Source organism: Nocardiopsis alborubida (assembly GCF_012396365.1).
Classification (GTDB): domain Bacteria; phylum Actinomycetota; class Actinomycetes; order Streptosporangiales; family Streptosporangiaceae; genus Nocardiopsis; species Nocardiopsis alborubida.
Window position 1 is genome coordinate 1 of record NZ_JAAXPG010000024.1, and the last position, 25510, is coordinate 25510.

21 protein-coding genes and 1 pseudogene are annotated in these 25510 nt (G+C 72.9%); 13 read left to right on the top strand and 9 right to left on the bottom strand.

Going from position 1 to position 25510, the window contains the following annotated elements:
• The first annotated feature begins 41 nt into the window (after positions 1 to 41).
• The gene (locus tag HGB44_RS22640; RefSeq protein ID WP_168444116.1) at positions 42 to 380 is read left to right on the top strand and encodes a hypothetical protein; all 339 of its coding nucleotides are present in this window, start codon (positions 42 to 44) and stop codon (positions 378 to 380) included.
• A gap of 561 nt (positions 381 to 941) precedes the next feature.
• Positions 942 to 1190: pseudogene (locus HGB44_RS32870) on the top strand (protein kinase domain-containing protein); the annotation flags it as partial.
• A 351-nt stretch (positions 1191 to 1541) separates the two neighbouring features.
• Here the strand turns inward: HGB44_RS32870 and HGB44_RS22655 are convergent.
• Entirely contained in the window at positions 1542 to 3491 is a 1950-nt protein-coding gene (locus HGB44_RS22655; protein ID WP_061079172.1) for a hypothetical protein, read from the bottom strand.
• 97 nt (positions 3492 to 3588) lie between these two features.
• Here HGB44_RS22655 and HGB44_RS22660 point away from each other — a divergent pair, with 97 nt between their 5' ends.
• A complete protein-coding gene (locus HGB44_RS22660; RefSeq protein WP_168444117.1) occupies positions 3589 to 3789 on the top strand; it encodes a hypothetical protein in 201 nt (66 codons plus the stop codon).
• Positions 3790 to 3805: 16 nt separating this feature from the next.
• On the opposite strand, the gene HGB44_RS22665 is transcribed toward HGB44_RS22660, so the two are convergent.
• Positions 3806 to 4603 (bottom strand): helix-turn-helix transcriptional regulator, encoded by a 798-nt coding sequence (locus HGB44_RS22665; protein WP_231972302.1) that lies wholly within the window; start codon positions 4601 to 4603, stop codon positions 3806 to 3808.
• A gap of 176 nt (positions 4604 to 4779) precedes the next feature.
• Here HGB44_RS22665 and HGB44_RS22670 point away from each other — a divergent pair, with 176 nt between their 5' ends.
• Together HGB44_RS22670 and HGB44_RS22675 are read left to right on the top strand one after the other, a co-directional pair.
• Positions 4780 to 5157, top strand: a complete 378-nt coding sequence (locus HGB44_RS22670; RefSeq protein ID WP_061079174.1) for a hypothetical protein — start codon at positions 4780 to 4782, stop codon at positions 5155 to 5157.
• Positions 5154 to 5711 carry a nuclear transport factor 2 family protein gene (locus HGB44_RS22675; RefSeq protein WP_061079175.1) on the top strand — a complete coding sequence of 186 codons (558 nt, stop codon included), beginning with the start codon at positions 5154 to 5156 and terminating at the stop codon, positions 5709 to 5711. The genes HGB44_RS22670 and HGB44_RS22675 overlap by 4 nt, the downstream gene beginning before the upstream one ends.
• Before the next feature lie 118 nt (positions 5712 to 5829).
• Here HGB44_RS22675 and HGB44_RS22680 read toward each other — a convergent pair whose 3' ends face one another.
• Positions 5830 to 6756, bottom strand: a complete 927-nt coding sequence (locus HGB44_RS22680; RefSeq protein WP_061079176.1) for an oxidoreductase — start codon at positions 6754 to 6756, stop codon at positions 5830 to 5832.
• A 270-nt stretch (positions 6757 to 7026) separates the two neighbouring features.
• On the opposite strand from HGB44_RS22680, the gene HGB44_RS22685 reads away from it, so the two are divergent.
• Positions 7027 to 7701, top strand: a complete 675-nt coding sequence (locus tag HGB44_RS22685) for a TetR/AcrR family transcriptional regulator (RefSeq protein ID WP_061079177.1) — start codon at positions 7027 to 7029, stop codon at positions 7699 to 7701.
• A gap of 94 nt (positions 7702 to 7795) precedes the next feature.
• Here the strand turns inward: HGB44_RS22685 and HGB44_RS22690 are convergent, their stop codons facing one another.
• On the bottom strand, positions 7796 to 8656 hold the full coding sequence (locus HGB44_RS22690; RefSeq protein ID WP_061079178.1) for a Rossmann-fold NAD(P)-binding domain-containing protein: 861 nt from the start codon (positions 8654 to 8656) through the stop codon (positions 7796 to 7798).
• Positions 8657 to 8796: 140 nt separating this feature from the next.
• Between HGB44_RS22690 and HGB44_RS22695 the strand changes: the two genes are divergently transcribed.
• Entirely contained in the window at positions 8797 to 9654 is an 858-nt protein-coding gene (locus tag HGB44_RS22695; RefSeq protein WP_061079179.1) for a helix-turn-helix transcriptional regulator, read from the top strand.
• Between the two features lie 154 nt (positions 9655 to 9808).
• Here the strand turns inward: HGB44_RS22695 and HGB44_RS22700 are convergent, their stop codons facing one another.
• Together HGB44_RS22700 and HGB44_RS22705 are read right to left on the bottom strand one after the other, a co-directional pair.
• A complete protein-coding gene (locus HGB44_RS22700; protein WP_210752037.1) occupies positions 9809 to 11311 on the bottom strand; it encodes a carboxylesterase/lipase family protein in 1503 nt (500 codons plus the stop codon).
• A gap of 15 nt (positions 11312 to 11326) precedes the next feature.
• On the bottom strand, positions 11327 to 12232 hold the full coding sequence (locus tag HGB44_RS22705; RefSeq protein ID WP_210752046.1) for an MBL fold metallo-hydrolase: 906 nt from the start codon (positions 12230 to 12232) through the stop codon (positions 11327 to 11329).
• Positions 12233 to 12419: 187 nt separating this feature from the next.
• Here HGB44_RS22705 and HGB44_RS22710 point away from each other — a divergent pair, with 187 nt between their 5' ends.
• Positions 12420 to 15206, top strand: a complete 2787-nt coding sequence (locus HGB44_RS22710; protein ID WP_061079182.1) for an ATP-binding protein — start codon at positions 12420 to 12422, stop codon at positions 15204 to 15206.
• Positions 15207 to 15336: 130 nt separating this feature from the next.
• Positions 15337 to 16935 (top strand): protein kinase domain-containing protein, encoded by a 1599-nt coding sequence (locus HGB44_RS22715; RefSeq protein ID WP_061079183.1) that lies wholly within the window; start codon positions 15337 to 15339, stop codon positions 16933 to 16935.
• A gap of 146 nt (positions 16936 to 17081) precedes the next feature.
• Here the strand turns inward: HGB44_RS22715 and HGB44_RS22720 are convergent, their stop codons facing one another.
• Together HGB44_RS22720 and HGB44_RS22725 are read right to left on the bottom strand one after the other, a co-directional pair.
• Entirely contained in the window at positions 17082 to 17567 is a 486-nt protein-coding gene (locus HGB44_RS22720; protein WP_061079184.1) for a nitroreductase/quinone reductase family protein, read from the bottom strand.
• On the bottom strand, positions 17564 to 18343 hold the full coding sequence (locus tag HGB44_RS22725; protein WP_061079185.1) for a glucose 1-dehydrogenase: 780 nt from the start codon (positions 18341 to 18343) through the stop codon (positions 17564 to 17566). Before HGB44_RS22725 ends, HGB44_RS22720 begins: the two co-directional genes overlap by 4 nt.
• A gap of 144 nt (positions 18344 to 18487) precedes the next feature.
• On the opposite strand from HGB44_RS22725, the gene HGB44_RS22730 reads away from it, so the two are divergent.
• From HGB44_RS22730 to HGB44_RS22740, 3 genes are all read left to right on the top strand, one after another.
• Complete coding sequence (locus HGB44_RS22730; protein WP_061079186.1) at positions 18488 to 19132, top strand: TetR/AcrR family transcriptional regulator; 645 nt, start codon at positions 18488 to 18490, stop codon at positions 19130 to 19132.
• Between the two features lie 529 nt (positions 19133 to 19661).
• The gene (locus HGB44_RS22735; RefSeq protein WP_061079187.1) at positions 19662 to 20249 is read left to right on the top strand and encodes a helix-turn-helix domain-containing protein; all 588 of its coding nucleotides are present in this window, start codon (positions 19662 to 19664) and stop codon (positions 20247 to 20249) included.
• A gap of 120 nt (positions 20250 to 20369) precedes the next feature.
• Positions 20370 to 21254 carry a class I SAM-dependent methyltransferase gene (locus HGB44_RS22740; RefSeq protein ID WP_061079188.1) on the top strand — a complete coding sequence of 295 codons (885 nt, stop codon included), beginning with the start codon at positions 20370 to 20372 and terminating at the stop codon, positions 21252 to 21254.
• A gap of 28 nt (positions 21255 to 21282) precedes the next feature.
• Here the strand turns inward: HGB44_RS22740 and HGB44_RS22745 are convergent, their stop codons facing one another.
• Positions 21283 to 22731, bottom strand: coding sequence for a serine hydrolase domain-containing protein (locus HGB44_RS22745; protein ID WP_061079189.1), 1449 nt, complete (start codon positions 22729 to 22731; stop codon positions 21283 to 21285).
• A gap of 412 nt (positions 22732 to 23143) precedes the next feature.
• On the opposite strand from HGB44_RS22745, the gene HGB44_RS22750 reads away from it, so the two are divergent.
• Positions 23144 to 25474 (top strand): ATP-binding cassette domain-containing protein, encoded by a 2331-nt coding sequence (locus HGB44_RS22750; RefSeq protein WP_061079190.1) that lies wholly within the window; start codon positions 23144 to 23146, stop codon positions 25472 to 25474.
• The last annotated feature ends 36 nt before the right edge of the window (positions 25475 to 25510 follow it).

Below are 25510 nucleotides of genomic sequence, written 5' to 3' on the forward strand. Positions count from 1 at the left end.
GCGCCCCCCCCCCCCCCCCCCCCCCGCGGACAGCAGGGCGGGTGCCCTGGACCTGGTTCACCGCGTTGGAGAACGACCGTGAACAGGGCTTCGCCTACTGGTGGGACGGGACTGCCTGGGACCGCATCGACTACCCCGACCTCATCGACGACGACGGTCTGGGCCTGCTGCTGCCCCACCTGTCCGCCACGGAGAAGGAGACCGAGAGGGTCCTGAGGTCCCCGACCTGCGGCCTTCCACGAAGGAGTGGAACGAAGGATCCCTTCTCGCGCACCGCGCCCTGGAACTGGCCGAGAGCGCCACCGGAGGCGAGGAGGAGTGTCGCTAGGCCCTGGACGCGGCCCTGGCCTTCGCCGCCCGCCAGGACTCGCAGTACGTGAGACGTCAGAGAGGCGAGTTCGAGGTGGCCCCCGCTCTGGCAGTGGTCCGGGCGACCGGCCTGGTCAAGGACTCCACGGCCGAGGCCAAGGCCGCCGGGAAAGGACGTCCCGAGGACTGGGGCCCGCACCCGGGATGGACACGAACCGGGCACTCCGGCCTCGCTCTCCGAAGCGAACACGGCCTCCGAGGGCCTCACGCAGTGCCGTCGAACGCCGTTGAGGGCCGGTGTGTGCTCCGTTTTTGCTCCGCGGTGCAAGGCCCAGTACAGGTGGGCACCCGCCTCGCGGACCACTTCGCCCTCCCGTGTCCCTGCGAGCCCGCGGCGGGGCGTCCCCTCGTCCGCCCGCTGGCACCCCGCAGCCGCCCCGCCACGCGTGGTCCCGGGCTTGTCCATCAGTGGTGTCCCGCCGAGCCGGATACACCCGGTTCAGGCGAAACCCCTTACCCCGCAGCGGTCCCCGCTCCACAATCATCCTCATGGACGAGGCGAGGTGGACATGCGCCAGGGGGTGACCCTCAACGGCAGGTACCGGTTGGACTCCAGGCTCGGTCACGGAGGGATGGGACAGGTGTGGCGCGCCCTGGACCTCGCCCCCGACCGGTTCGTGGCGGTCAAGCTCGTCCTCGACCACGCCCCCGAGGAACTGGAGCACCGCCTACGACGCGAGGGCCGGGCGGCCGCCCGCCTGGACCATCCTTCGATCGCCAGAGTGTTCGACATCGGCAGACACGGTGAGCACGTGTACCTGGTGCTTGAGCTTCTCGAAGGCGAAGACCTGGGCCGGGTACTCGCCGATCGCACCCGGGGCCTGGATCTCGGTTCCGTTCTGGACATCGGCGCCCAGGCCGCCGAAGGGCTGGCCGCGGTTGAGAACCTCATCGTCCGCGTACGCGCCGCACTCGGCGGCGCGCACCTCCGCGATGTGCTCGTAGCGACTGATCCGGTCGGTCCGCTCCGCGTCGACGCCGAACGCCACCCACGCGAGGCCCGCCCGCCTGACGGTCTCGGCCAGGCCCGGATCGCCAGGGGCCGGCAGCCGCAGCGGCCCCGGCGGTACGCGCCGAACTCTTCCGGAACGTCTGTGCGTGGTGGGGCAGGGAACAGGCCGTGGCCGTTCTCGGCACCATGCGTGAGGACAAGGTCGGGGACGACCGCTACTTCAGCCCACCAGCCCGCGGACGATCGTGGTCTCGGTGCCCTGGACGTAGGCCACGACCGCCCCGGGGACGGGGATCGCCCGGTGGTCACCGGTACGTGCGCCGTGCGTGCCGGGATACGAGGTGAACTCCGGTTCGTCGAACCGGATGGTGCGTACGGCGTCCGGTCCCGCGTCGTAGGGGATGACGATCACGGCGGGGATGGTCTCCTCCGTGCCCGTCTCCTCGTACTCCAGGCGCGGGATGATCACGGCGTCCTCCAGAGCGACGGCTTCGGGCAGTTGGTCGAGGAAGACCGTGCTGAACGGCATCTCGGCCGTGGCGATGACCTCGCCGGAAACGGAGACACGATGGAACACGAAGGGGTCGTGTTCGTCACCGTCGCCCTGGTCCGCGGAGCCCCGGGCGAGGAGGACCGTGCCCTCGGAGCCGGCTCGCACGACGTGTTCGAAGTCGCGGCTCATCCCGGTCTCCGGGTCCATCAACTCCGGAGGCAGCCCTACGGTGTCCGAACCGTCACGCAGGTCCAGCACCCGGGGGACGTCGGTCCGGTAGCGGCCCCGCGCCACGACCACCGGGTGGGAGCCCGAGCCCGGGACGGGACGGTCCACGGAGATGTCGAAGTCCGTGTCCGTGTCGTCCCACTCACGGACCCAGTTCTCCTCACCCGTGCGGGCGTCGAACGCGGCGACGACACCGGTCAGCGGTTCACCGTGGTCGTAGCTCAGGTCCTGGAGCGTGGTGTCCTCATCGAGCCGGTCCTCGTCCGCGCACGAGTACGTGATGAGGACCTGGTCCTCGTGCAACAGAAAGTTCCCGCCGTTCCACCAGCCTCTGAGGGTCGAGCAGATGCGGCCTCGCGGCTCCGGGACGGTGAGGGACCACAGCTCCTCGTTGGAGTCCACCGCGTGTACCCGGATCCTCCGCCCCTCATCGATGCCCTGCCAGGAGTACAGGCTCACCTCGGACGTGCCCGCGAGGAAGTCGACGCGGGTGTCCTCGTCCTCGTCCTCGTTCTCGTTCTCGTCAAGCAGCGGCGGCACGGTGAACTCGCGAAGGATCCCTCCGGTGACGGTGTCGATCTCGGTGACGTGGTGATCACGCGATCGGTCCGCGACAGGCTGTCGAGTGACGATCGCCCGCGTTCCGCCGTCGGAGACCACGACCCGCGCCCAATCGTCGTAGGGGTGCCGGTAGCTCCACAACACCTCGCCGGAGGAGCCGTCCAGGGCGACGACACCGTCCTCAAGCACCAGGAGCGGGCCGAACGGTCCGGGTTCCACGCCCCGCACGGACACGCCCTGCGGCACCTCCCACTCCCAACCGACCTCGCTGACATCGCTCGGCACCGGGGCGGGTGCGTCCGGGCCGGCATCGGCGACCGTGTGCTCCGTCGGCTGGTACAGGGCCGCGGCCCCCAGCCCGAGCTCGAACAGCAGCACCAGGACCAGGCCTCCGGCCATGGGCGGTATGGAACCGGGCAGGGGCCAGAGCCTCGGCTGGCGCGCTGCGACCGCCAACAGCACCGAGCCGAGGGTGATCGCCAGGGTCGCCGTCCACAGGGAGACTCCGGCCGCATCGGTTCTGTAGACCTGTTGGTCCTCCGCTGTCCATGGGAACGCCGTCGACGAGAAGGCGGTGTGGGTCACGTACAGCAGCAGCACGCTCGCCGCCAGAAGGGACACCCTACGGCTCCGGTTGAGGCGTGTGGCCGGTCCGGGTTCGCGTTCCCACGTGTCGCGTCGCAGTACCAGCCAGGGCACGATCGCGCCGAGGAACACGGCCGCCAACCACCAGAGGCTGCCGTCGGGGGTCGTCACCTTCTCTTCCATGAGGGGGAACCGCACCATGTCGACGACCGCGAGCAGGATTCCGCCGCCGACCAGCCCCAGACCGACCCAGCTCACCGCCTCCGGACGGACCCGGCTGGCGATCCGCGACTCGTTCCTCACCTGTGGTCCTCGTTCCTCACCGCACCCGTGACCCGACTCCGGCGCCCGAGAGGGGAGGAACGCCGGATTCGCGGTCGACAACATAACAGTGCTGTAGGTGGCCGGAGTCCGGCGGACGGTCGCCGAGGACGCGGACACGCTGCCACCGGAACCAGCCGTGCGCACAGCGGCCCTGCTGAGGACGCTGGGCCGGATGATGCCCGATGTGCCGCTGGTGCCGTTCGCCGTACCCGGGGAACGGGTGCTGTCAGGGGGCAGCGGACGGCGCGGCGGATCGGACAGGGAGGGGCGGAGCTGATGTCCGGCGCGAGGGACTACTCCTCGCCATGGGGCGTGTAGAGCATGATCCAGTGGTCCCGCTCAGGGTCGTGGAGCACCTCGATCTCGAAGCGGGCCCACCCGCGGGCCGGGTGGCGCATCTGCTTGACCGCGGACCTCGCAACGCTGACCTCCCCCTCCTCCCAGTGGTCGCGGAAGCTCTGGCTGGTAGCGGTGAGCTCGGCGAGCAGGGAGCGGAGGTAGGCGTCGTCGGGGTACCGGCTCAGTGCCATACGGAGTTCCGCGGCCGCGACCCGCAGGAACCTCTCCGAACCCTCGCCTCCGAGCAGGTACGCGATCACGTCGGTCGTGAAGGCCTGGTAGGCGATGTTGCGCCCGAAGGGGCCGCCGCCGGTGAGGGTCCCGAGCAGCTCCCGCGCGGCCTTGTTGCGGGCGAGGAGGTCGAGCCGCCCGTCGTGCACGGTGACCGGCATCGTGTCGTCCAGGCCCCGCAGCAGACGCAGCAACCCGGGGCGGATGACCGAGGCGGGAGAGGCCGGTCCGGGCGGGGACTCGCCACCCAGCCGGAAGAGGTGGTCGCGTTCGGCGTCCGAGAGCCCGAACGCCCGTGCCAGCGAGGTGAGGATCTCGCGCGAGGGGCGGGGCGCCCTGCCCTGTTCGAGGCGTGTGTAGTACTCCACTGAGATACCCGCGATATCGGAGACCTCCTGGCGGCGGAGCCCCGGAACCCGCCGACGGGACACCCGCACACCGCTCTGCGGGTCGGGAGGACTCATCGCGGCCCTGCGCCGCCTCAGGTACTCCCCGAACTCGGTCCGGTCGCTGTTCGGCATAGCCCCCATTATCTCCGCCCCCCGGGCCCTGGATCGGTGGGCGAACGTGGTCCCGCCAGTACCACCCTCGACGTGGCCTTCCTCCCCCCACCGGCGCCCCGGATCATCGAAGGCGCACCCGGTTCGCCAGGACCGCCCCGAACGCGCGGCGGACCGCCCGAGGCCAAGGAGACGGCATGACCAGTACAGCGTGGACCTTCCCGATCCCCGGGAACCGCGTCCAGGGGTTCCGGGACCTCCTCGCCACCCTGAACAGGGACCACCTTCCCGGCCTGGACACCAGGGCACGGGAGGTCGGCTACCACCGGGAACGGATGTGGCTCCAGCCCGATGACGACGGCAGCGCGGAGTTCATCGTCTACCTCGAATTCGACGAGGGCGTCGACCTGGCCGCCTTCTCCGAGCGGCTCCCGGCCTACGAGTCCGAGTTCACGCGTTGGTGGACGCCCCGCTTCGCGTCCTTCGGGCTCCCCCGGTCGTTCGGTGAGCCCCTGCTGTCGTGGGACGCCCGAACCGGATCCTCCGCAGGACACAACGATCGGAAGCCCTCATGAATGACCGGAAACCGACGCCCGCCACCCACACCGGGCTCGACATCGCCCAGGAGTTCATCCGCGCCGTCGAGGCCAAGGACATCGAGGCCGTGGGCCGGACCCTGGCCGACGACGCACGGCAGTTGTTCATGCACGCCCGGGGCGCCACGACCCCCGACGGCGTCGCGGACATCATCGCGGGCCGCAGGCGTGGCCTCTGCGTCGCGGACGTGAAGGGCAGGAGCGAGGTCCTCGCCTACACGAGCGCGCTGTTCGACAAGTTCACCCCGCTGCTGTGGCGCGACCACGCATGGCACGTCTCACCGGATGGCGGCGAGCTCTTCTTCCACGGCACCGGCGACATGGTCGTCGCACGCACGGGCCAGCCCTACCGCAACACCTATGTGACGCGGTTCGACATCGAGAACGGCCGGATCGTTCTCATGGCCGAGTACGGGAACGCGCTCATGTACGCGGGCCTGGGCGTGCGCCCGAACGGGGCCGAGTTCCGGGCCCTGCTGCGCGCGGTGGGACGCATGCTCTCGCCACGGCTCTCCGCCCGGTCGGGCCGATGACCCTTCCGCCCCGCCCTCGCAGGGCGGGGCGTGGGGCGACCGGGGCCCATCCGGCATCAGTGGGTTCATGGCGGCGTACCACGCCGCCATGGTCCCTGGCCGCCTGTGAAAACGGACCCTAGATGGCGGCCCCGGCTTCGAGGTCGAAGGGGACGCCTGTGAGCTGCTCGCTCTCCGCCCACAGCCGCCTGCCCTCCGCGGGGTCGTCGGCGCCCGCGGGGAGCTTGGCGGGCTGGGGAGTGCCGGAGGTCTGGTCCCGCCCGGCGGGGCCGATGAACCCGCCCGACTGGGCGTACGGGCTGGTCGCCGCGTACAGGGAGGGCCAGGCCGCACCCTCGGCCGAGCCCATGAGCAGGCGTGCGGCGATCGGGGTGACCACGCGGCTCAGAGCGCCCTTGCCGTGCTGCTGCAGACCGGTCATCGCCGCCCCCGGGTGGACGGCGAGCGCCTCGACGGGGCTGCTCGCGGTGCGGCGCGCGAGTTCGAGGGTGTAGACGATGTTGGCGCGCTTGGACTTGGCGTAGGCGCCCATGGCACGGTAGCCCTTCTCGCTCATCAGGTCGTCCAGTCCGCCCGTCGGCCACCGCGCCGCGATGGCGCTGACGGTGACCACGCGCGGTGCGGACGAGCGGCGCACGGCGGGCCAGACCTGGGCGTTGAAGGCGAAGTGGCCGAGGTGGTTGGTGCCGACCGTCATCTCGAGGCCGTCGTGGGTGGTCCGCCGCTCGGGCAGGTTCATCACTCCGGCGTTGTTGAAGAGCAGGTCAACCGTCTCGGTCTCGGCGATGCGGGTGGCCGCGTCGCGGACGGAGGAGAGGTCGGAGAGGTCGAGCACGAGGGTGTCCGTCCGGGCCCCGGGGGTCGCGGCGCGCACAGCCTCCGCGGCCTGGTCCAGCCTGGTCCGGCTGCGGCCGGCCAGGATGACGCGGGCCCCGTGCCGGGCGAGCGCGCGGGCGGTCTCGAGCCCGATCCCGCTGTTCCCGCCGGTGATCAGCGCCGTGCGGCCGGTCTGGTCGGGGATGTCGTCGGGAGTCCAGTGGTCCACCGTTGTCACGCTCCTCGGATTCGTTGGTCTCGTGCTCGGCCACGCGGCGCTCGGCAGGGTCGTGGCACCGGGCTGGAAGAGCATGCCGTCCGCAGCTGGTCGACGACGTCGAGACAGCCTCCGTCGACGGCTTCGCCGATGGAGGGCGCCGGTCCCGGTGCGCGGCCCAAGACCCTCCACCTTTTCAGACCGGTGGTCTGTTCGACTGCGCCCCAACATAAAAGACTGCCGGTCTGATGTCAAAAGACCGGCAGTCTGTAACCTGGGGACATGACGAACTTCCAGCGCGCACGCAGTGAGGAGCAGCGCGGGATACGGCGCCGGGCCATCCTCGACACCACCGCCGCCATGCTTGAGGAGATGCCCATCGGCGAGATCAGCCTGAACGAGCTGAGCCGCCGCGTCGGGCTGGCGAAGTCCAACGTGCTGCGCTACTTCGAATCGCGCGAGGCGATCCTGCTGGAGCTGCTCGACCGCGCCTGGCGGCAGTGGGTGGCCGACCTGCCCGCCCTTGCGCACGCCGGCATCGACCAGGACGCTCCGGTGAGCCGGCGTGCGGAACAGTTCGCCGCCGTCATCGCGGACTCCCTCGCCCGGCGCCGGGTCCTGTGCGACCTGTTGAGCGCGCAGGCGGGCGTACTGGAACACAACGTTTCCCCGCAGGTGGCCGCCCGCTACAAGCGCGCGGCCGTGGCCAACGTCGCCGACATCGCGGCGTTGGCCCGCCGGCACCTTCCCGAGCTGGGCGACAGCGCACCGCAACTGGCCGCGGCCATGATCATGGCCGTCGGCGCCGTGTGGACGCACGCACGGCCCTCCCCGGCGATGCTCGCCGCCTACGAAGCCGACCCCTCACTCACCGCGTTCAAGCTGGACTTCGTGACCGCTCTACAGGAGATGCTGGCCACGCTCACCGCGGGCACCATCGCCCGCGCCTCCGCCTGAGACCGTCCAGGCGGCAGCCGTCCGCGGTGGCCTGCGCGCGGTGGCGCGTCGCGGCCGGGTACGGCAGGACCGCCTTCCTCCGCTGCCCGCCCCCTCACCTCGCTGACCACTCCGCGCTGCGTGCGCGGACGAAGTCGGCGAAGGTACGGGGCGGGCGGCCGGTCAGACGGCGGACCGTGTCCGTGACACGGTCCTCGCTGCCCCCGGCGATGGCGGCGTCCACCCCGACCAGCGCCGCGGCGAAGGGCTCCGGCATACCCGCGTCCACGTTGCGCCGGACCAGCTCGGCCGCCGGGGCGGGCGTGTGGCGCACCGGCCGTCCGACGGCTTCGGCGATGACCGCCGCCGCCCGCGCGTACCCGAACGACTCCGGCCCGGTGAGCACGTGCTCACCGGACACCGGCCCCGGTGCCGACAGCACCTCCGCCGCGACGGCCGCGATGTCGGCGGCGTCGATCCAGCCCAGCCGCCCCTCACCGGTCGCCGAGCGGATCTCGCCGTGCTCGCGGATGCCCACCGCCACCGGGTGCGCCCCGGTGAAGTTCTGCATGAACCCCGACGGCCGCAGCACCGCCCACTCCGGGAACGACCGCACGGTCTCCCCCAGCTCCGCGACGCCCCGGACCCCGGGCAGTTCCGCCAGCGAGCCGAGCAGCACCACGCGCCGCACCCCGGCGGCCCGCGCGGCCCTCAGGAACGGCCCGGCCAACGGCATGGGGTCCAGGGTCATCGGCGGCGGCACCAGGTACAGGGCCTCCGCCCCGGCGAGCGCCCGGGCGTGCGTGGTCGGGTCCGCCCAGTCGAAGGGCACGCCGCCGGGCCCCGGCCTGCGACTGGCCACGCGCACGTGCACGCCGCGGGCCCGCAGCGCCTCGGTGAGGGGACGGCCGGTGTTGCCGGTGCCGCCGGTGATGAGGATCGTCGTGCCTTCGGCCCGTTCGGGTGATCGGTCCATGTCCGCCTCCGTTGTTCGGTCTCCGCTGTTCGGTCCGTCATCCACCACACTGACGGGGCGCGCCGCGCGGGGGAACGGCCGCGTCGTCCCCGGACCAGTGGTCCGTGGCTCGCCGCCCGCGCGCGTGGCAGGCTGGGGGCGTGGACAAGAGAGAACTCGGCGGATTCCTGCGCGCCCGCCGCGAGGCCCTGCGCCCGGCCGAGGTCGGCCTTCCCCAAGCCGCGGGCGGGCGCGCCCGGCGCACACCGGGGCTGCGGCGCGAGGAGGTCGCCGACCTCGCCGGGGTATCGGTGAACTACTACGAGCGGCTGGAGCAGGCCCGGGCGCCGCGCCCGTCACCGCAGGTGATCGACGCGATCGGGCGGTCCCTGAGACTGTCGGAGGCGGAACGGGCCCACCTGTCCCGGCTCGCCGGGCACGCGCCGCCGGCACGGCCCGGCCCCGTGGAGCAGGTCCCTCCGGGGGTGCTGGCCCTGCTGGACCGGCTCGGCCCGGTCGCCGCCTACGTCTGTGACGCCCGCCACGACGTGCTGGCCTGGAACGACCTGGCGGCGGCGCTGATCACGGACTTCGGCGCGCTGCCCCCGGCCGAGCGCAACGTGCTGCGGCTGTCCATGCGCCTGGGCGGGACGGTGTGCTCGGCGCCTCCGGAGGCGGCGGGCGGGTTCGAGGCGCAGGCGGCGGCCCAGTCGCGCGAGGCGCTGGCCCGCCGCCCGCACGACTCCGCGCTGCGGCGGTTGGTCGGCGAGTTCGCCGAGCGGGATCCCGGGTTCGCGGCGCAGTGGCGGCGGCACGACGTCCGGCCGCGTGCGACGCTGCGCAAACGCGTGGACCACGACGAACTCGGCGTGATCGACCTCGACTGCCAGACCCTGGACGTGCCGGGCACCGACCTGCGCGTGGTCATGCTCAGCGCGGAGCCGGGCACCCTCGCCCACGACAAGCTCACCCGCCTCCAGCTGCGCCTCGCGGCCCCCGAGCCCTCACCGCGCCCGTAGCGGGGCGAAGGCCCGCGGTGTCGCCCCGCTACCGCCCCCGGCCGACGACGGCACCGGACCTGTCAGCGCCGCCCGCCCTGTCCGCGCGCTCGAACGGACGCCCTGGCCAACACGCGCGGCGAAGGGGCCCGCCGTCCTCCTCCCGGCCGGAGTGTCACGACGTCATCCAGGCCCGCCGTTCCCGGCCCCGGGGGTCGTCGACCTGGGTCCACTCGGTGTCGATGCGCATCGTGGCCCGGCGCTCGTCGCCGTAGGGGGCCCAGCCGGGGTCGCCGGTCCTGGCGAACCGGATCCAGGTCCCGTGGACGCGGGCGGCCAGGTCCGCGGGGGGCTCGCCGCGGCCCAGCAGACCGCCTGGTCCGCGCAACCGCGGCAGGTGCGCGAGGTCGAAGACGAAGGGCAGCTCGACCGCGTGGGCGGCGCCGAGTTCTCCGTCCAGGGCGTCGGAGCGCCACGCGAACTCGTAGGCGAAGGTGGCGGACGCGGGATGGGAGGCATGGGCGCTGGCCAGGGCCCAGCTGCCCGCGCCGAACAGCGCGTCGCCCATGACGGCGGACCGCAGCTCGCCGAAGGACGCCTGGGGGCGTGCCCTCCGGTACTCCTGGACGAGCCGCGCCGGATCCGGGTGCGAGCGCGCCGCGGCCGCGTCGACGTCGGACGCGGTCGAGGTGGAGTAGGCGCCCACGGGGGCCAGGTAGAGGTTCCCCTCCTCGGTGTTGGTCCCGATGAGCAGGTCGACGTCCGCGCTGAGCCCGGCGGCGACGGATGCGGCGGGCTGCGCGTCGAGGACCAGGCTGAAGGGGCTGAGTCCGATCAGCGGGTCGTGGTGCGTCTCGGTCCGCAGGTCGATGCCCGCGAGCTTGGAGGCGGCCTCGACCAGGCGGTCGTCGGGGATCTGCGCGAAGGCGTCGGCATGGGGCCGCACGCCCAGGAGTTCGGACGCGGCCTCGGTGACGCGGGCCGCCTGCTCGGTCGTGAACGCCCCCAGTCCGCTGCCGCTCTGGACGATCGCCCGCCGGAAGAGGCCCGTGGCCTCGGGGGTGGCGAGGACGGCGCCGACGATGGTCGCTCCGGCCGACTGGCCGAAGAGGGTGACCTCGTGCGGGTCGCCGCCGAAGGCGGCGGCGTTCTCGCGGACCCAGCGCAGCGCGGCGACGACGTCGAGCAGGCCGCGGTTGGCGGGTGCTCCGGGGATGTCGAGGAACCCGGCGATGCCGAGCCGGTAGTTCAGGGTGACCAGGACGACGCCGTCACGGGCGAAGCCGCTGCCGTCGTACATCGCGGAGCGTGTCGATCCGGCGACGAATCCCCCGCCGTGGATGAACACCATGACGGGCAGGCCGCCGTCCGCGCTCTCGGGCGCCCAGACACTGACGGTGAGGTAGTCGTCCCCGCGGCTCCAACCGTCGCCGAAGTAGGGGGACATGTCCACGCTGCCGAGACCGCGTTCGGACTGCGGCGCGTTGGGCCCCGGCACGGTGGCGTCCCGTACGCCGTCCCAGGGCTCGTGCGGCCGCGGCGGCGCGAACCGGTCGGCGCTGCGGGGAGGGGCGGCGTACGGGATGTTCAGGAAGGCGGTGACGCCGTCCTGGCGTCGGCCGCGGACCGCTCCCTGCGCGGTGGTCACGACGGGGTCGGGGTGGTGGTTCACAGGCATGCCTTTCCGCTGGTCTCAGCCCTGCTGGGTGTACGGGGCGAAGGGCGCCCAGCCCTTGATGGCGAACTTGCTCCCGTCGCGCACCACTTCGGCGGCGCCGTGGCCGCCCAGGTGCGCGGGGATCACGAGTGCGTTGTCGTCGGCCGCCCTGCCCAGGACCTCGCGGCGGGTGGCGCGGGCGCCCGCGGGGTCCTCGCAGAAGCAGCTGTTGGCGTCCGGTTCGAGGATCTGCACCGGGTTGTGCAGCAGGTCGCCGACGAACACGGCCCGGTCCGTTCCGGAGGCCAGGGTCAGCACGGAGGAGCCGGGGGTGTGCCCGGGAGCCGCGTCCAGGCGCAGGTCGGCGTCGATCTGGTGGCTGGTCTCCCACAGCAGCGTCTGACCGGCCTCGTGCACGGGGGCCACGCTGTCCTCGAAGACGTTCTGGTTGCCGCGGCCGAGCCGTGGTTCGTGGCCGTTCTCGGGGTTCCAGAAGTCGAAGTCGGCCTTGGGCATCAGGTAGGTGGCGTTGGGGAAGGTGGGGACCCAGTTCCGGCCGTCCAGGTAGGTGTTCCAGCCCACATGGTCGATGTGCAGATGTGTGTTGACCACGATGTCCACGTCCTCGGGTGCGACTCCGGCGCGGGCGAGATTGGCCAGGAAGTCGGTTTCGAGGCGGCTCCAGACGGGCGCGTACGGGCGATCCTTGTGATTGCCCACGCCCGTGTCGACGAGAATGGTCTTGCCCTCGCTGCGCAGCACCCAGGTCTGGATAGCCGAGTTCACCGTATCGGCCTCGAAATCCACGAAATGCGGGCTCAGCAAGGGAGCGCCGTCGTCCCAGACCTCCTTGGACACCTCCGGAAAGAAGGTGTCGGCTGTCATTTCCACGGAACCGTAGTACTCCCAGACACGGGTGATCGTGACATTGCCGAGTTTCATTTGTTCCATGAGGTTTCCCCAGTGATTCGGTTGCTTTCCTGGGACCCTACGGGCGGCCTCGGCGCACGCGGTATCCGTCACGTGACTGCACCTGCGCACACGCCCCGGCACCGGTGCCGCCGCTTGTAGCCTGGGTGGGCCAAGGCAAGGCGGCTCCGACCGGGGAGCCACGACTCCTGGAGAACCCGTGGGCGAGCACACAGGCGGCCCCGGTGCGGTCACGAGGCCCGACCCGGACCCAGCGGAACCGATCGTCGGCCGGGACACGGAGTTGGCGCGCCTCTTCCGCGCGGTGGACCCTGCGTCGACCGACCGGGTCCTGGTGCTGGTCGGCGACCCGGGCACGGGCAAGAGCGCGCTGCTGGACTCCGCGGCGCGCCGGGCCGAGGCGAGCGGCGCCCGCGTCCTGCGCGCGGAGGGGAGCGAGTCGGAGTCGAGCCTGGCGTTCTCCGCGCTGCACCAGTTGCTGAGGCCGCTCTCGGACCGGGTGGACGCGCTGCCGGAGAGGCAGCGCACGGCGGTGCGCGGCGCCTTCGGCGCGGGGTCGGCCGCGGCGGAGCCCGACCCCATGCTCATCGGGGTCGCCGTCCTGAGCCTGCTCTCAGCCCTGGGCGACCGGCGTCCCGTGCTCGTGGTGCTCGACGACGCGCAGTGGTTCGACCGTGCTTCCCTGGACGTGCTGTCCTTCGCCGCCAGACGGCTGGAAGGCGAACCGGTGACGATGCTGTTCGGAGTCCGCGCCGGCGACCGCCTGCCGGGGCTCGACCGCCGCCTGCCGACGCTCACCCTGGGAGCGCTCGGCGACGCCGCCGCCAACCAGCTGCTGGACCTGCAGTCGAGGAGCCCCGTCGGCCGGGTCAGAGCGCGGATCCTCGACCAGGCCGGCGGCAACCCGCTGGCGCTGACCGAACTGACGAGGGCGTCCGCCGCGCACGACGCGGACCCGGGGCCGCCCTCCCAGGGGCCGCTCCCGCTCACCGATCACCTGGAGGGGGTCTTCGCGGCCCGGCTGAACGACCTCCCCGCCTCCAGCGGGCGGGCCCTGCTGCTCCTGGCCGCCATGGACAGCGTCGACTCCGCGATCACCGCCTCGGTCGGGCTGCCGCACGCCGAGGACGACGCGTGGCTGCCCGCCGAGCGGGCCGGGCTGGTCCGGCGGACCGGCCGGGACGTCCGCTTCCGCCACCCCCTGGCCCGGTCCGCCACGTACCACGCCGCGTCCCCCGCCTCACAGCGCGAGGCCCACCTCGCACTCGCCGAGATACTGCGGGACGAACCGGATCGGCGTGCCTGGCACCTCGCCGCCGCGTGCCCGGGCCCCGACGCGGCCGTGTCGGCGGAGTTGGAGCGGACCGCCGGCCGGGCCCGCCGTCGCGGCGGCCACGCGGCGGCGGCCAGCGCCCTGCGACGCGCCGCCGAACTCGCACCGCGGCGCGAGGACAGGGCCAGGCTGCTGGTCGAAGCGGCCGCCGCGGCCGTGTTCACCGGCGACATCACCTGGGTCGAGGAACTGGCCGCCGAGGCACGCGCGCACACCGACGACGCGTCGCTGCTGGCATCCCTCACCGTGCAGGTCGGACGGCTGGCGGTGCTGACCGTCCGCCACAGCGTGGTCTTCTCCCGGCTGGTCCGTTCCGCCGAGCAGGCGGCGGCCTCCCAGCCCGCCACCGCACTGGGCCTGCTGGCCGACGCCGCCGTGGTCCGCTTCTACTCCGGAGAGGACACCCAACGGCACCGGGTCCAGGCCGTCCTGGAGCGACTCCCCGGGGACGCGTCACACGCATGGCTGCGCGCCTGGGTGAGGGCCGTGTCGGACCCCTTCGACGACAGGGCCGGACTCCTCTCCCTGCTTCCGCGGCTGGTCTGCGAGGCGGAGCGCCATCCCGACCGGCTCACCGCCCTCGCGGTCATGGCCTGGCTCCTGGACGAGACCCCCCAGGCCGTCCGCGCCTTCGACGAGGCGTTCGACCGCTGGAAGTCGCAGGGGCCGCTGCCGGAGGGCCTGGGCGGCGCGGCCGCCTGGAGCTATGTGGAACGGGGACGGTGGGGACAGGCCCGCGAGGTCTGCGCCCGCACCGCCGCCGTCGGGTCGACGGCCGGCCTCGACCACGCCGTGGCGTGCGCGGCCGCGGTGGAGGCCACCGTGCTGGCCTACCAGGGGGACACGGCGGCGGCCCGGGCCCGGGCCGGGGAGGTGTTCGCCCTGATCGATCCGACGGAGAGCCGCTCCGTGTCCGTCTACGCCCGTCGCGCGCTCGGTGCCGCGGCGGTCGCGGAGGGCGCGTACGAGGACGCGTACGACCAGCTCCGCACGGTCTTCACCGCGGACGGCGCTCCGGTGCACTACCACGCCTCCTACCCGGCCCTCGCGGACCTGGCCGCCGCCGCCGCGCGCAGCGGCCGGAGTGCGGAGGCCGCCGCGATCGTCGAGCGGTCCGCGCACGCGCTCGCGGACGGCGCCTCGCCCCGCCTGCGCGCGCTGATCAGCCGGGCCCGCGCCCTCCTGGCCGCCCCCGAGGACGCCGAGGCGCACTTCCGGGCGGCCCTGGCCGACCCGCGGCTGGAGCACTGGCCCTTCGAGCGCGCCCAGACCCTGCTGGACCTGGCCGAATGGTTGCGGCGGCGCCGACGCGTCACCGAGGCGCGGGGGCCGCTCACCGAGGCTCTGCGGACCTTCCGGCGCCTGGGCGCGCGCCCGTGGATCGAGCGCGCCCGGTCCGAGTCGCGCGCCGCCGGACTCGACGTCACGGACGCGGCCCCCGACGCGCTCTCCCGGCTCTCCCCGCAACAGCAGCAGATCATCAGGCTCGCCGCCCGCGGGCTGACCAACCGGGAGATCAGCGAGAGGCTCTTCCTCTCTCCGCGCACGGTCGGCTCACACCTGTACCGGAGCTTCCCCAAGCTGGGCGTCACCGCCCGCTCCCAACTGCGCGACCTCGTGGAGAGCGCCCTCCCGGCGACCGGCCAGGGGTAGGACGAGCCGGAAAGGGACGACGAGGACGGTTCCCGTCCTCATCAGGTGGCCGGTTCCGGCAGGAAACGCCTACTGGGCGGCGGTTTCTGGGATCATGGCCCCCACCACGCGCCCACCCGGAAGCGGTACCATGCCCGATCCCCTGAACGACGGCGACCCCGCCCGCATCGGCCCCTACCGGTTGACCGGACGGCTCGGTGCCGGAGGCATGGGACAGGTGTTCCTGGGGCGCTCCCCCGGAGGCCGTTCGGTCGCGGTCAAGGTCGTACGTCCCGAGCTCGCCCAGGACCCCGACTTCCGGCGCCGCTTCGCCACCGAGGCCGCCGCCGCGCGGAAGGTGGGCGGGTTCTACACCGCCCAGGTCGTGGACGCCGACACCGACGCGAACCCGCCCTGGCTGGCCACCGCCTACGTTCCCGGACCCTCCCTCCACCAGGCCGTCGTCGGGCACGGCCCCCTCCCGGCCGGGTCGGTGACCGTGCTCGCGGCGGGTCTGGCCGAAGGCCTCGCCGCCGTCCACGCGCAGGGGATCGTCCACCGCGACCTCAAGCCCGCCAACGTCCTGCTGGCCGAGGACGGACCGAGGTTGATCGACTTCGGCATCGCCCGCGCCCTGGACGCCACCTCCCGGACCCAGACCTCCACCGTGCTGGGCACCGCGGCGTTCATGTCCCCCGAACAGGCCATGGGCCGCGAGGTGGGACCGGCCTCGGACGTGTTCTCCCTCGGCTGCGTCCTCGCGTTCGCCGCGACCGGCCACAGCCCGTTCGGAGAGGGTCCCGGGCCAGCGGTCGCCTACCGGATCGTGCACGAGGAGCCCGACCTGTCCGGTGTGCCCGCACCCCTGACCGGCCTCGTGGGGGCGTGCCTGGCCAAGGACCCGTCGGCCCGGCCCGGACCGGACCAGGTGCTGGCGGCGACCGCCGAGGGCGCCGGGCAAGGGCGGTGGCCGCCCGAAGCGGTCACCGAGGTCGTCACCCGGCACCGGACCCGGGCGCTGGCCCCGGTCGACGCACCCGCCCGGGGTGGGACCAGCGCTGGTCCCGGGCAGACGCCACCACCCCTGTCAGGCCGAACGGAGCCGTTCGGCTCCTCAACGGCCCTCGAAAGCCGCCCGCGCGACCACGGCCCGCAGCCTCTGATCGGCGGGGGCCGCACTGCCATCTTCTGGCTGCTCGCCGTCTACACACTGATCTGCGCGGTCACGGCGCTCTACCTGGCCGGGCTCGCCGTGGGGAACTGGGTGACCTCCCTGGACATCGCCGTCACCGGTGGCGTCCTCATGATCACCAGGTTCGTCATCGGCCTGGGGTTGGCGTGGTGCTGGCTGGTCTGGTTCCGGCGGGCTCGTGTCGTCGCCGAGCGGTTCGCGCCGGGGCGGGTGCACTACCGCCCCTCCATGGCCGTGTACGGCTGGTTCATCCCCGTGGGCAACCTCTTCATCCCCAAGCAGATCGCCGACGACGTCTGGCGGGCCTCCAGCCCACCCGGCCCCCGGGGCGCGGCGGCCCCGGCAGGGCTGCTGCACACCTGGTGGGCGCTGTGGCTGACCACGCTCCTGACCTGGCCGCTCTTTTGGACGCCGTGGATGGCGGACGGCCTCTACCAGCATGAGCCCCTGCTCTGGGGTTTCGTCGCCGTGCACGTGCTGGTCGTGCCGACAGCGGTGGTCACCGCCCTCTACGTCCACCGGCTGTCCGCCATGCAGGAGGACGGGCTCGGCAGGTGAGAGGATCTGGCCGCCCCTTCGGGAGCGGGCCCTGAACCGGCCACCGCCTTCGGCTTCGCACCGGAGGCGTACCGCACTGCCCATGACGCAGGAAGACGGAGAGCCGGACAGCCTCGCACGCGACGCGTCCGCGCCCTGCGGGTGACTCAGGGCTGCTCCCTGGAATGGCGGAAGCTGATGCGCATCAGCCGGCTGCCAGCCCAGTCTTCGAGCCGAGTCGGCCGGATGGTGCCGGGGTCGTGGGGCTGATTGAGATCCGCCACGATCTCCGCCAGCACGGCCTGACGTTCGGCTGGGTCGGTGACAGGCGTGGCCCGTGCGGGCAGATCCGCGCGGATCCCGTTCTTGAGGTGGAAGGTGAAGTGGGGATCGGCGAGAAGGTTCGCATGCCAGTCGGTCGCGGCACCGCCTGCACCGCTACACAGGTAGGTGGTGCCCGCGGCTCGGTAGAAGAAGATCTCGATGCGGCGTGCTCGGCCGGTGCGGCGCCCCAGCGTCGTGATGTCGACGGTCCGCTCTCTGGTGCCCGCGGCGGGGGTGATCTCGACGGCGCGTCGGATGTGGTCGGGCAGGTGGGACGAGGACGCGTCCCGTGCGGGGCCGTTCGGCCCGGTCGTGCCCGGAGTGCTCATGCGGCCTCGGTCTGAAGGGCGGGGCCGAGGAGGAGTCCACCGTCGATGACGTACTCCGACCCCGTGATGAACGACGCCTCTGACGAGGTGAGGAACAGGAGGAGACGGCTGACGTCGGTCGGCTCCCCGAGCCGGGGGATGGCGAACGGCTCGGGTGAGTAGAAGTCGGCGATCGCCGCGGTGGCACCGGCTGCCGGTTCGTGGATGAAGGGGGTCGAGATCACGCCGGGGTGGATGGTGTTCACCCGGACGCGGTCGCGGCCGAGTTCGAGTGCCGCCGTTCGGGTGAGGCCTCGCACGGCCCACTTGCTGGCGACGTACGGCGCGTAGTGGGCCGTGCCGCCCAGGCCCATGGTCGAGGCGATGTTGACGATGGCTCCCCCTGATGCACGGCGCAGAGCGGGGGCTGCGGCCTTGATGCCGAGGAAGGTCCCCGTGAGGTTGACGTCGAGGATGCGCGACCACGCGGCCTGGTCCGTGTTCTCGATCGTCGCAGGCGGGTTCTGCACGCCCGCGTTGTTGACGAGCACGTTCAGGGCGCCGAAGGCGCTCTCGGCGGTGAGCACGGCGGCGGACCACGAGCTCTCGTCGGCAACGTCGAGGCGGGCGAAGCGAGCGCGTGCCCCGAGCTCGTCGGCGAGGGCGGCGCCGCGTTCCGCGTCGATGCCGCCGATCACCACGTTCGCTCCCTCCGCGTGAAAGGCGCGCACGTGGTTCGAGCCCTGGCCGCCGGTCCCCCCGGTCACGAGCACGGTCTGGTTGTCGAAGCGGGGCATCGGATGTTCCTTCGGTACGCGGGTGAATGACCGGGGTCACCTGTGGTGAACGGCGGCCAGTGGTGAGCCGGGCGACTCACCATCTCCTTGACACTAGACCGGCGGCAGTGGCGAGTCAAGCCACTCACCTCGTATGCTTGGCCCATGAACAGGACCGTGCCGACGTATCACCAACGCGTCGCCCAGGAGAAGCGCGCGCTGATCGTGACGGCCGCGACCGCACTGTTTCTCGAGTTGGGCTACGACCGGACGTCGCTGGCGCGGATCGCAGAGCGCTCGGGCGTCTCGCGGGCCACCTTGTTCAAGCAGTTTCCGAGCAAAGCCGCCCTGTTCGACGCCATCGTGACCGAGTCCTGGGCGACCGCTGACGAGGAGGATCCTCCGCCGGCAGGCGACGTCGTCGACGGGCTCGGCATCATCGGCCGCCGTTACGCCGAGCTGTTGGGCCGCGCCCAGATGACCGACCTGTTCAGGATCGTCATCGCCGAGCTGCCGCGGTTCCCTGAGCTGGCCCAGGCGCAGTTCTCGCACGGGAAGATGCCCTACTTCGAGTCCGTACGCAGCTACCTCCTGGCTGAGCACGAGGCGGGAACGGTGCGGATCGAGGACGTGGACCTGGCGGCCACCCAGTTCCTGGGCATGATCTCCAACTACGTCTTCTGGCCGACGCTCCTGGTGCCGGGCTGGGAGGTGAGCGCCGAACGCGTCGCCCAGGTAGTCGACGAGGCCGTCCGCACCACCGCCGCCCGGTACGCCGCGACCGGCCCAGGGGCGTCCACCGACGGCTGAGTCCCGCCGACCGCGACTGAGTCCCGCCGCCGAAGGAGCCGGGCCCGAGCAGTCGAGGCCGTCGGCACCAAGGGAGTTCGCGGGACATCCCGGGGCGGACGCCGAGGGAGGGGGCGCCGACGTGTCGACCCACCCCGATCGGCCCGGCATCGGCACGGCCCGGCAGGAGGACCCAGCAGCGGGCCCAAACGCGCAAGGCCGCGCTCTCGTGGTGGAAACCCCGACAACACAGCAAGAGAGGCGGCCCAAGACCCGCAAGCCCAGCCCCCGCAGCTACACCCTCGTCTGCGAAGAGCCGCTTTCCTTCGTTCGCTCTGCCCTGACCCGCCGTGGTTCCCGGCGTGTGTCCCTCGGAAAGGAAGCGATCGAACCCCGCCCGTTCGCTGATCGCTCCACAGCTTGATCGTGCGACGCCTCCCCGGAGAGCGCTCGTCGACGAATTCGAAATGGTCCGCGCGGCCCCTTCGGGGGACGGATCCTGAACCGGCCACCGCCTTCGGCTTTGCACCGGAGGCATACCATGTTGCCCATGACGCAGGAAGACGGAGAGCTGGACAGCCTCGTACGCAAACGCATCCGCGCCCTGCGGGTGGCGCAGGGCTGGTCCCTGGAGGAACTGGCCACGCGCGCCCACCTCAGCCAGTCCTCGCTGAGCCGCATCGAGAACGGTCGGCGCCGCCTCGCCCTGGACCAGCTGGTCACCCTCGCCCGCGCCCTGGACACCACACTGGACCAGCTCGTGGAGACCGCCGCCGACGACGTCGTCATCAGTCCGACGATCGACGGCGCCCGCGACCGGATGCGCTGGCCCGTCAAGAGCGACCCCGGCATGAGCGTGGTGCGCCAGCGCATGACCGAGCCGCCGCCCGACAACCCCGCGCGCATGCGCGCCCACCCCGGGCACGAATGGCTCGTCGTCCTGTCCGGCACCGCGACGCTCATGCTCGGACACCGGCGCTTCCGCATCGAGGCCAACCAGGCCGCAGAGTTCCCCACGATGATGCCGCACGCGATCGGCGCCGAGGGCGGCCCCTGCGAGATCCTGGGCATCTTCGACCGCGACGCCCGCCGCGGCCACCAGCGGGAGGACGGCGGCCACGGCCCCCAGGCCACCTGAGGGAGCGACCGCGTGGACCGCGCGACCACGTCTTGCGCGTCAGGCAGCGCATCCGACCATTGTCTTGCGCAAAACGGGAACCTCCATGCTTCCGACGCATGACCGTCCTACTGTGGAGACATGAACCAGACGCACTCGCACCACCCCGGCCACGGCGCTCAGCACGACCACCACCAGGAGCACGACCACCAGGAGTACGACACCGACGTCCAGGCGGAGATCCTCGACCTGGACGCCGAGGTCCTCGCCGAGCACACGGCCTCCATCACCGCATGGCTGCCGCTGAGGACGGACCCGCGCCAGGTCGTGGACCTGGGCTGCGGCACGGGCGCGGGCACCTTCGCCCTCCTCGACCGCTTCCCCGACGCCCGCGTCACGGCCGTCGACACATCCGACGGGCACCTCCAACGGCTGCGCGACAAGGCACGCGCCCGTGGCGTCGAGGAGCGCGTGCGCACCGTGCGGGCCGACCTCGACGCCCCCGACTGGCCCGACCTGGGCTCACCGGACCTGGTGTGGGCGTCGGCCTCCATGCACCACATGGCCGACCCCGACCGCGCGCTGCGCAACGTCCATGACGCGCTCGCGCCCGGAGGTCTCTTCGCCGTCGTCGAGCTGGCCGGTTTCCCCCGCTTCCTGCCCGAGGACGCCCCCGAGGACCGGCCCGGCCTGGAGGAGCGCGCCCATGCGGCGACCGAACGCTTCCACGCCGAGCACATGCCCCACCGCGGCGCCGACTGGGGCCCGATGCTGACCGCCGCCGGTTTCACGGTCGAGGGCGAACGCACGATCGCCGTGAACGTCGAGGGCTCCCAGAGCGAAGCGATCGGCCGCTACGCGCTCGGCAGCCTGCGACGCGTCCGCACCGCCGTCGCCCAAGCGCTCTCCTCCGAGGACCTGGCCGCGCTCGACCGGCTCCTGGACATCGACGGCCCGCACAGCATCCTGCGCCGCGACGACCTGGCCGTGCGCACCGAACGCACCGTGTGGGCCGCACGCCGCTGACCCCGGCCCCGGGCCCAGCCCCCGGCCCTCACACGGGGCGGGGCGGCCCGGCCGCCCGCACGGACCGGATCCGCGCCGCCGCCCGCGCGACGGTCAGCCCCGCGCCCACGACCGCGAGTGCGCCCACCAGGACCGCGAGCGCGGGGAACAGCCAGAAGACGTCCACCGGGACGTAGCTGTTGTCCTGGAGCGCGGGAGCGACGAGGAACAGGAAGACCGCCAACGCCGGGGCGAGGCACTGGGGAAGCAGACGCAGGGCGAACCCCCAGGCGGGCCAGGAGGCCCGACGCGCGGCCCACCGCGGTGAGCGGCGCAGACCGAGGACGCCCAGGACCACGACGGCGGCGGTGGCCGCGCCGAGGACCAGGTCGATCACGGTCGCCGTCGCCGTGCCGGGGTCGGGGGTGCGGCCCTCGGTCAGGTCGATGATGCCGGAGCTGATCTCGTAGGCGTTCTCACGGGAGGGGGAGAAGCTGTTCAGCAGCACCACCACGCCGTAGCCGCTGCCGGGCACCAGGTCCTGCTGGGAGTTGAAGCCGGAGACGACGCCGCTGTGCGAGATCCGCGCGGGCTCCACCTGCGGCCCGCTGTGCCTCCAGCCGAGCCCCGCCCGTTCGGCCGCGGGCTGCGCGGTGTGGGACTCCTCGACGAGGGCTGCCGGGAGCAGGCGCCCCCCGTTCGGGCCGACCCCCTCCCGCTGCTGCATGGCGAGCCAGGCCGCCATGTCGTGCGAGGTGCTCACCACCGCGCCCGATCCGCTGTTCATCGCCTCCGGGGTAGGCGCGGGGAAGGCCGCGCCGTACGCGGTGACGTGCCCGGGGGCGAGCCCGTCGACGGGGTCCCGCGTGGTGGTGGTGGCGACGGTGTCGTCCATGCCCAGCGGGGCGAAGACCTCCCGGGCCAGGTGCTCGGTGAAGTCCTGGCCTGCGACCCGCTCCACCAGGAGCGCCGCCACCCAGTAGTTGAGGTTGCTGTAGCGGTAGGAGGTGCCGGGGTCGGCGGCCGGGGGCAGGTCCTCGATACCCGCCACGGCCTCCTCCAGCGTCCTCGCGGGGCCGACGACGGTGGGGTTGGGCAGCCCCGAGGTGTGGGAGAGGAGCTGGCGGACGGTGACGCCTTCGGGTGCGGCGTCGGGCAGGTACCGCGCCACGGGCGCGTCGAGGTCGACACGGCCCTGGTCCACGAGCCGCAGCACGGCGAAGGCCGTGAACGACTTGGAGACGGAGCCGACGCGCAGCCGGGTGTGCTGGGTGATCGGGCGGCCCTCGGAGTCCTCGCCGTAGCCCGCCTCGTACACGGTCTCGCCGTCCCTGACCACGGCGACGGCGGCCCCCGGAAGGCCGTGGCGGTCGAGGTAGGCGGTGACGAACGCGTCCACCCGCTCCGGGGAGAAGCCCTCCCGGGCCTGGGCGGGGGCCGCCACGGTGAGGAGGGCCGATACGGCCAGCAGCAGGGGGAGCAGGGAGGTGGGCCGCATCGGAGGGCTTTCGTCGTCGGGGGCGCGGTCGGCGCGGACGCCGTTCCAAGGTCCGCCCGTACACGCGTCACGGTCGGGCGCCACCGTCCCACCGGGCCCCGGCTGCGCGCATCGGGAAGCTCCCCGGTTCCGTCCCGGGTCTGCCCCTCCACCGCACTCGGGGTGTTCCCTGACGGGGAGTCAGGTCTGCTGTACGAGCGTCCCACCCGGGACACCGCCTCCCGGCCCGGCGCGACGCGCCGCCCGCGGCGGTCCCCCTCTCCACCGCGGGCGGACGGGGAACCCGCCGGTTCCGGCTCCGTCCCGCCTCGCCCGCCTCCCCCCGACAGGAGGTCCGGTGCGCGCCGGGGCTCGCCGTGCCCGGGCGGTCCACGGGTCCGCTCCGGTCCCGTGACCGGGTAATCCTTGTCCCATGGACAACCACGACGACCGCATCCGGGTGCGCGGCGCCCGCATCCACAACCTCAAGAACGTGGACACGGAGCTGCCCCGCGACGCCCTGGTCGCCTTCACCGGCGTCTCCGGGTCGGGGAAGTCCTCCCTGGCCTTCGGGACCCTCTACGCCGAGTCCCAGCACCGGTACCTGGAGTCGGTGGCGCCGTACGCGAGGCGCCTGCTCCAGCAGCTCCCGGCCCCGGAGGTGGACGACGTCACCGGGATGCCGCCCGCCGTGGCGCTCGCCCAGCCGCGCTCGGCGCCCTCGGTCCGCTCCACCGTGGGCACCCTCACCACGCTGTCCAACACACTGCGCATGCTCTTCTCCCGAGCGGGCGCCTATCCGCCCGGGGCGCGGCGCCTGGACTCCGACTCCTTCTCCCCCAACACCGTGGCCGGAGCCTGCCCCGTGTGCCACGGGGAGGGGGTCGAGCACGAGGTCACCGAGGGGTCGCTGGTGCCCGACCCCGGACTGAGCATCGCCGAGGGGGCCGTCGCCTCCTGGCCCGGGGCCTGGCAGGGCAAGAACCTGCGCGACATCCTCGACACCCTCGGGTACGACATCCACCGGCCCTGGCGGGAGCTGCCCCAGGACGAGCGCGACTGGATCCTGTTCACCGAGGAGCAGCCCGTGGTGACCGTCCACCCGGTCCGCGAGGCGGGGCGCGTCCACCGGCCCTACCAGGGGAAGTACAGCAGCGCACGCAGGCTGGTGCTCAAGGCGTACGCCTCCTCCGCCAGTGAGGCCCGGCGGCGCAGGGCCGCCGAGTTCATGGTCGACCGGACCTGCCCGGAGTGCGGCGGTCGGCGGCTGCGGCAGGAGGCGCTGCGGGTCACCTTCGCCGGGCACACCATCGCCGAACTGGCGGCGCTGCCCCTGACCGAACTGGTGGCCCTGCTGCGGCCCTGGGAGGAGGACACGGGCGCGGCGGGGGCGCTGGTCGGGGAGATCACGGCACGGGTCGGGGTGCTGTCGGAGCTGGGCCTGGGCTATCTGAGCGCGGCCCGACCGGCACCAACCCTGTCCACCGGGGAGTTCCAGAGGATCCGGCTGGCCACCCAGCTGGGCACGGGGCTCTTCGGAGTGGTCTACGTCCTGGACGAGCCCTCCGCGGGCCTGCACCCGGCCGACGCCGAGGCGCTCTCGAAGACCCTCCGGCGCCTGCGCGACGGGGGCAACACCGTGTGCTTCGTCGAGCACGACCTGGACGTCGTGCGCGGCGCGGACTGGATCGTCGACGTCGGACCGGGGGCGGGCGAGCACGGCGGGCGAGTCCTGTACAGCGGCCCGGTCCCCGGCCTGCGCGGGGTCCCGGAGTCGGTGACCGGCCGCTACCTGTTCGGCGACGAACTCCCGGAGCACCGGCCCCGCACCCCCGGCGGGTACCTGGAGCTGCGCGGGGCCGCCCGCAACAACCTCAAGGGGCTGGACGCCGACATCCCCCTCGGCGTGTTCACCGCCCTCACCGGCGTTTCCGGCTCGGGCAAGTCCTCCCTGCTGGCGGAGATCGGGGACCTGGCCGCCGAACACGGCCGGGTGGTGTGGGTCAGCCAGCAGCCCATCGGGCGGACACCGCGCTCCAACCTGGCGACCTACACCGGGCTCTTCGACACGGTGCGCAAGCTGTTCGCGGCCACCGAGGAGGCCCGCGCGCTCGGTTACGGGCCCGGCCGGTTCTCCTTCAACGTCGTGGGGGGACGCTGCCCGAACTGCGAGGGCGAGGGGTTCGTGTCGGTGGAGCTGCTGTTCCTGCCCACCACCTACGCCCCCTGTCCGACCTGCGGCGGCTCGCGCTACAACGACGACACCCTCCGGGTGCGGTACCGGGGGCGCACGGTCGCGGACGTGCTCGCGATGTCGGTGGAGGAGGCGGCGGAATTCTTCACCGAGGAGCCGTCGGTGCGGCGCTCCCTGGAGACCCTCTCCGGGGTCGGCCTGGGTTACCTGCGCCTGGGCCAGCCCGCGACGGAGCTGTCCGGCGGCGAGGCCCAGCGGATCAAACTCGCCACCGAACTCCAGCGCCGCCGGGTCACCGGCACGGTCTACCTGCTCGACGAGCCCACCACCGGCCTCCACCCGTACGACACCGACGTCCTCGTCAGCCGCCTGCGCGACCTCGTCGGCGCGGGCGCCACCGTGGTGGCGGCCGAGCACGACATGCGGGTCGTGGCCACCGCCGACCACGTCATCGACCTGGGTCCGGGCGGCGGATCGCGGGGCGGCCGGATCGTCGCGCGGGGCACGCCCGCGCAGGTCGCGGCGGCCCCGGACAGCCGCACTGGCTCCTACCTGAAGGGGCTGCTGTGACGAGCCGAGCCGTCCGCCCGCCGCCGTGTGCCGCGG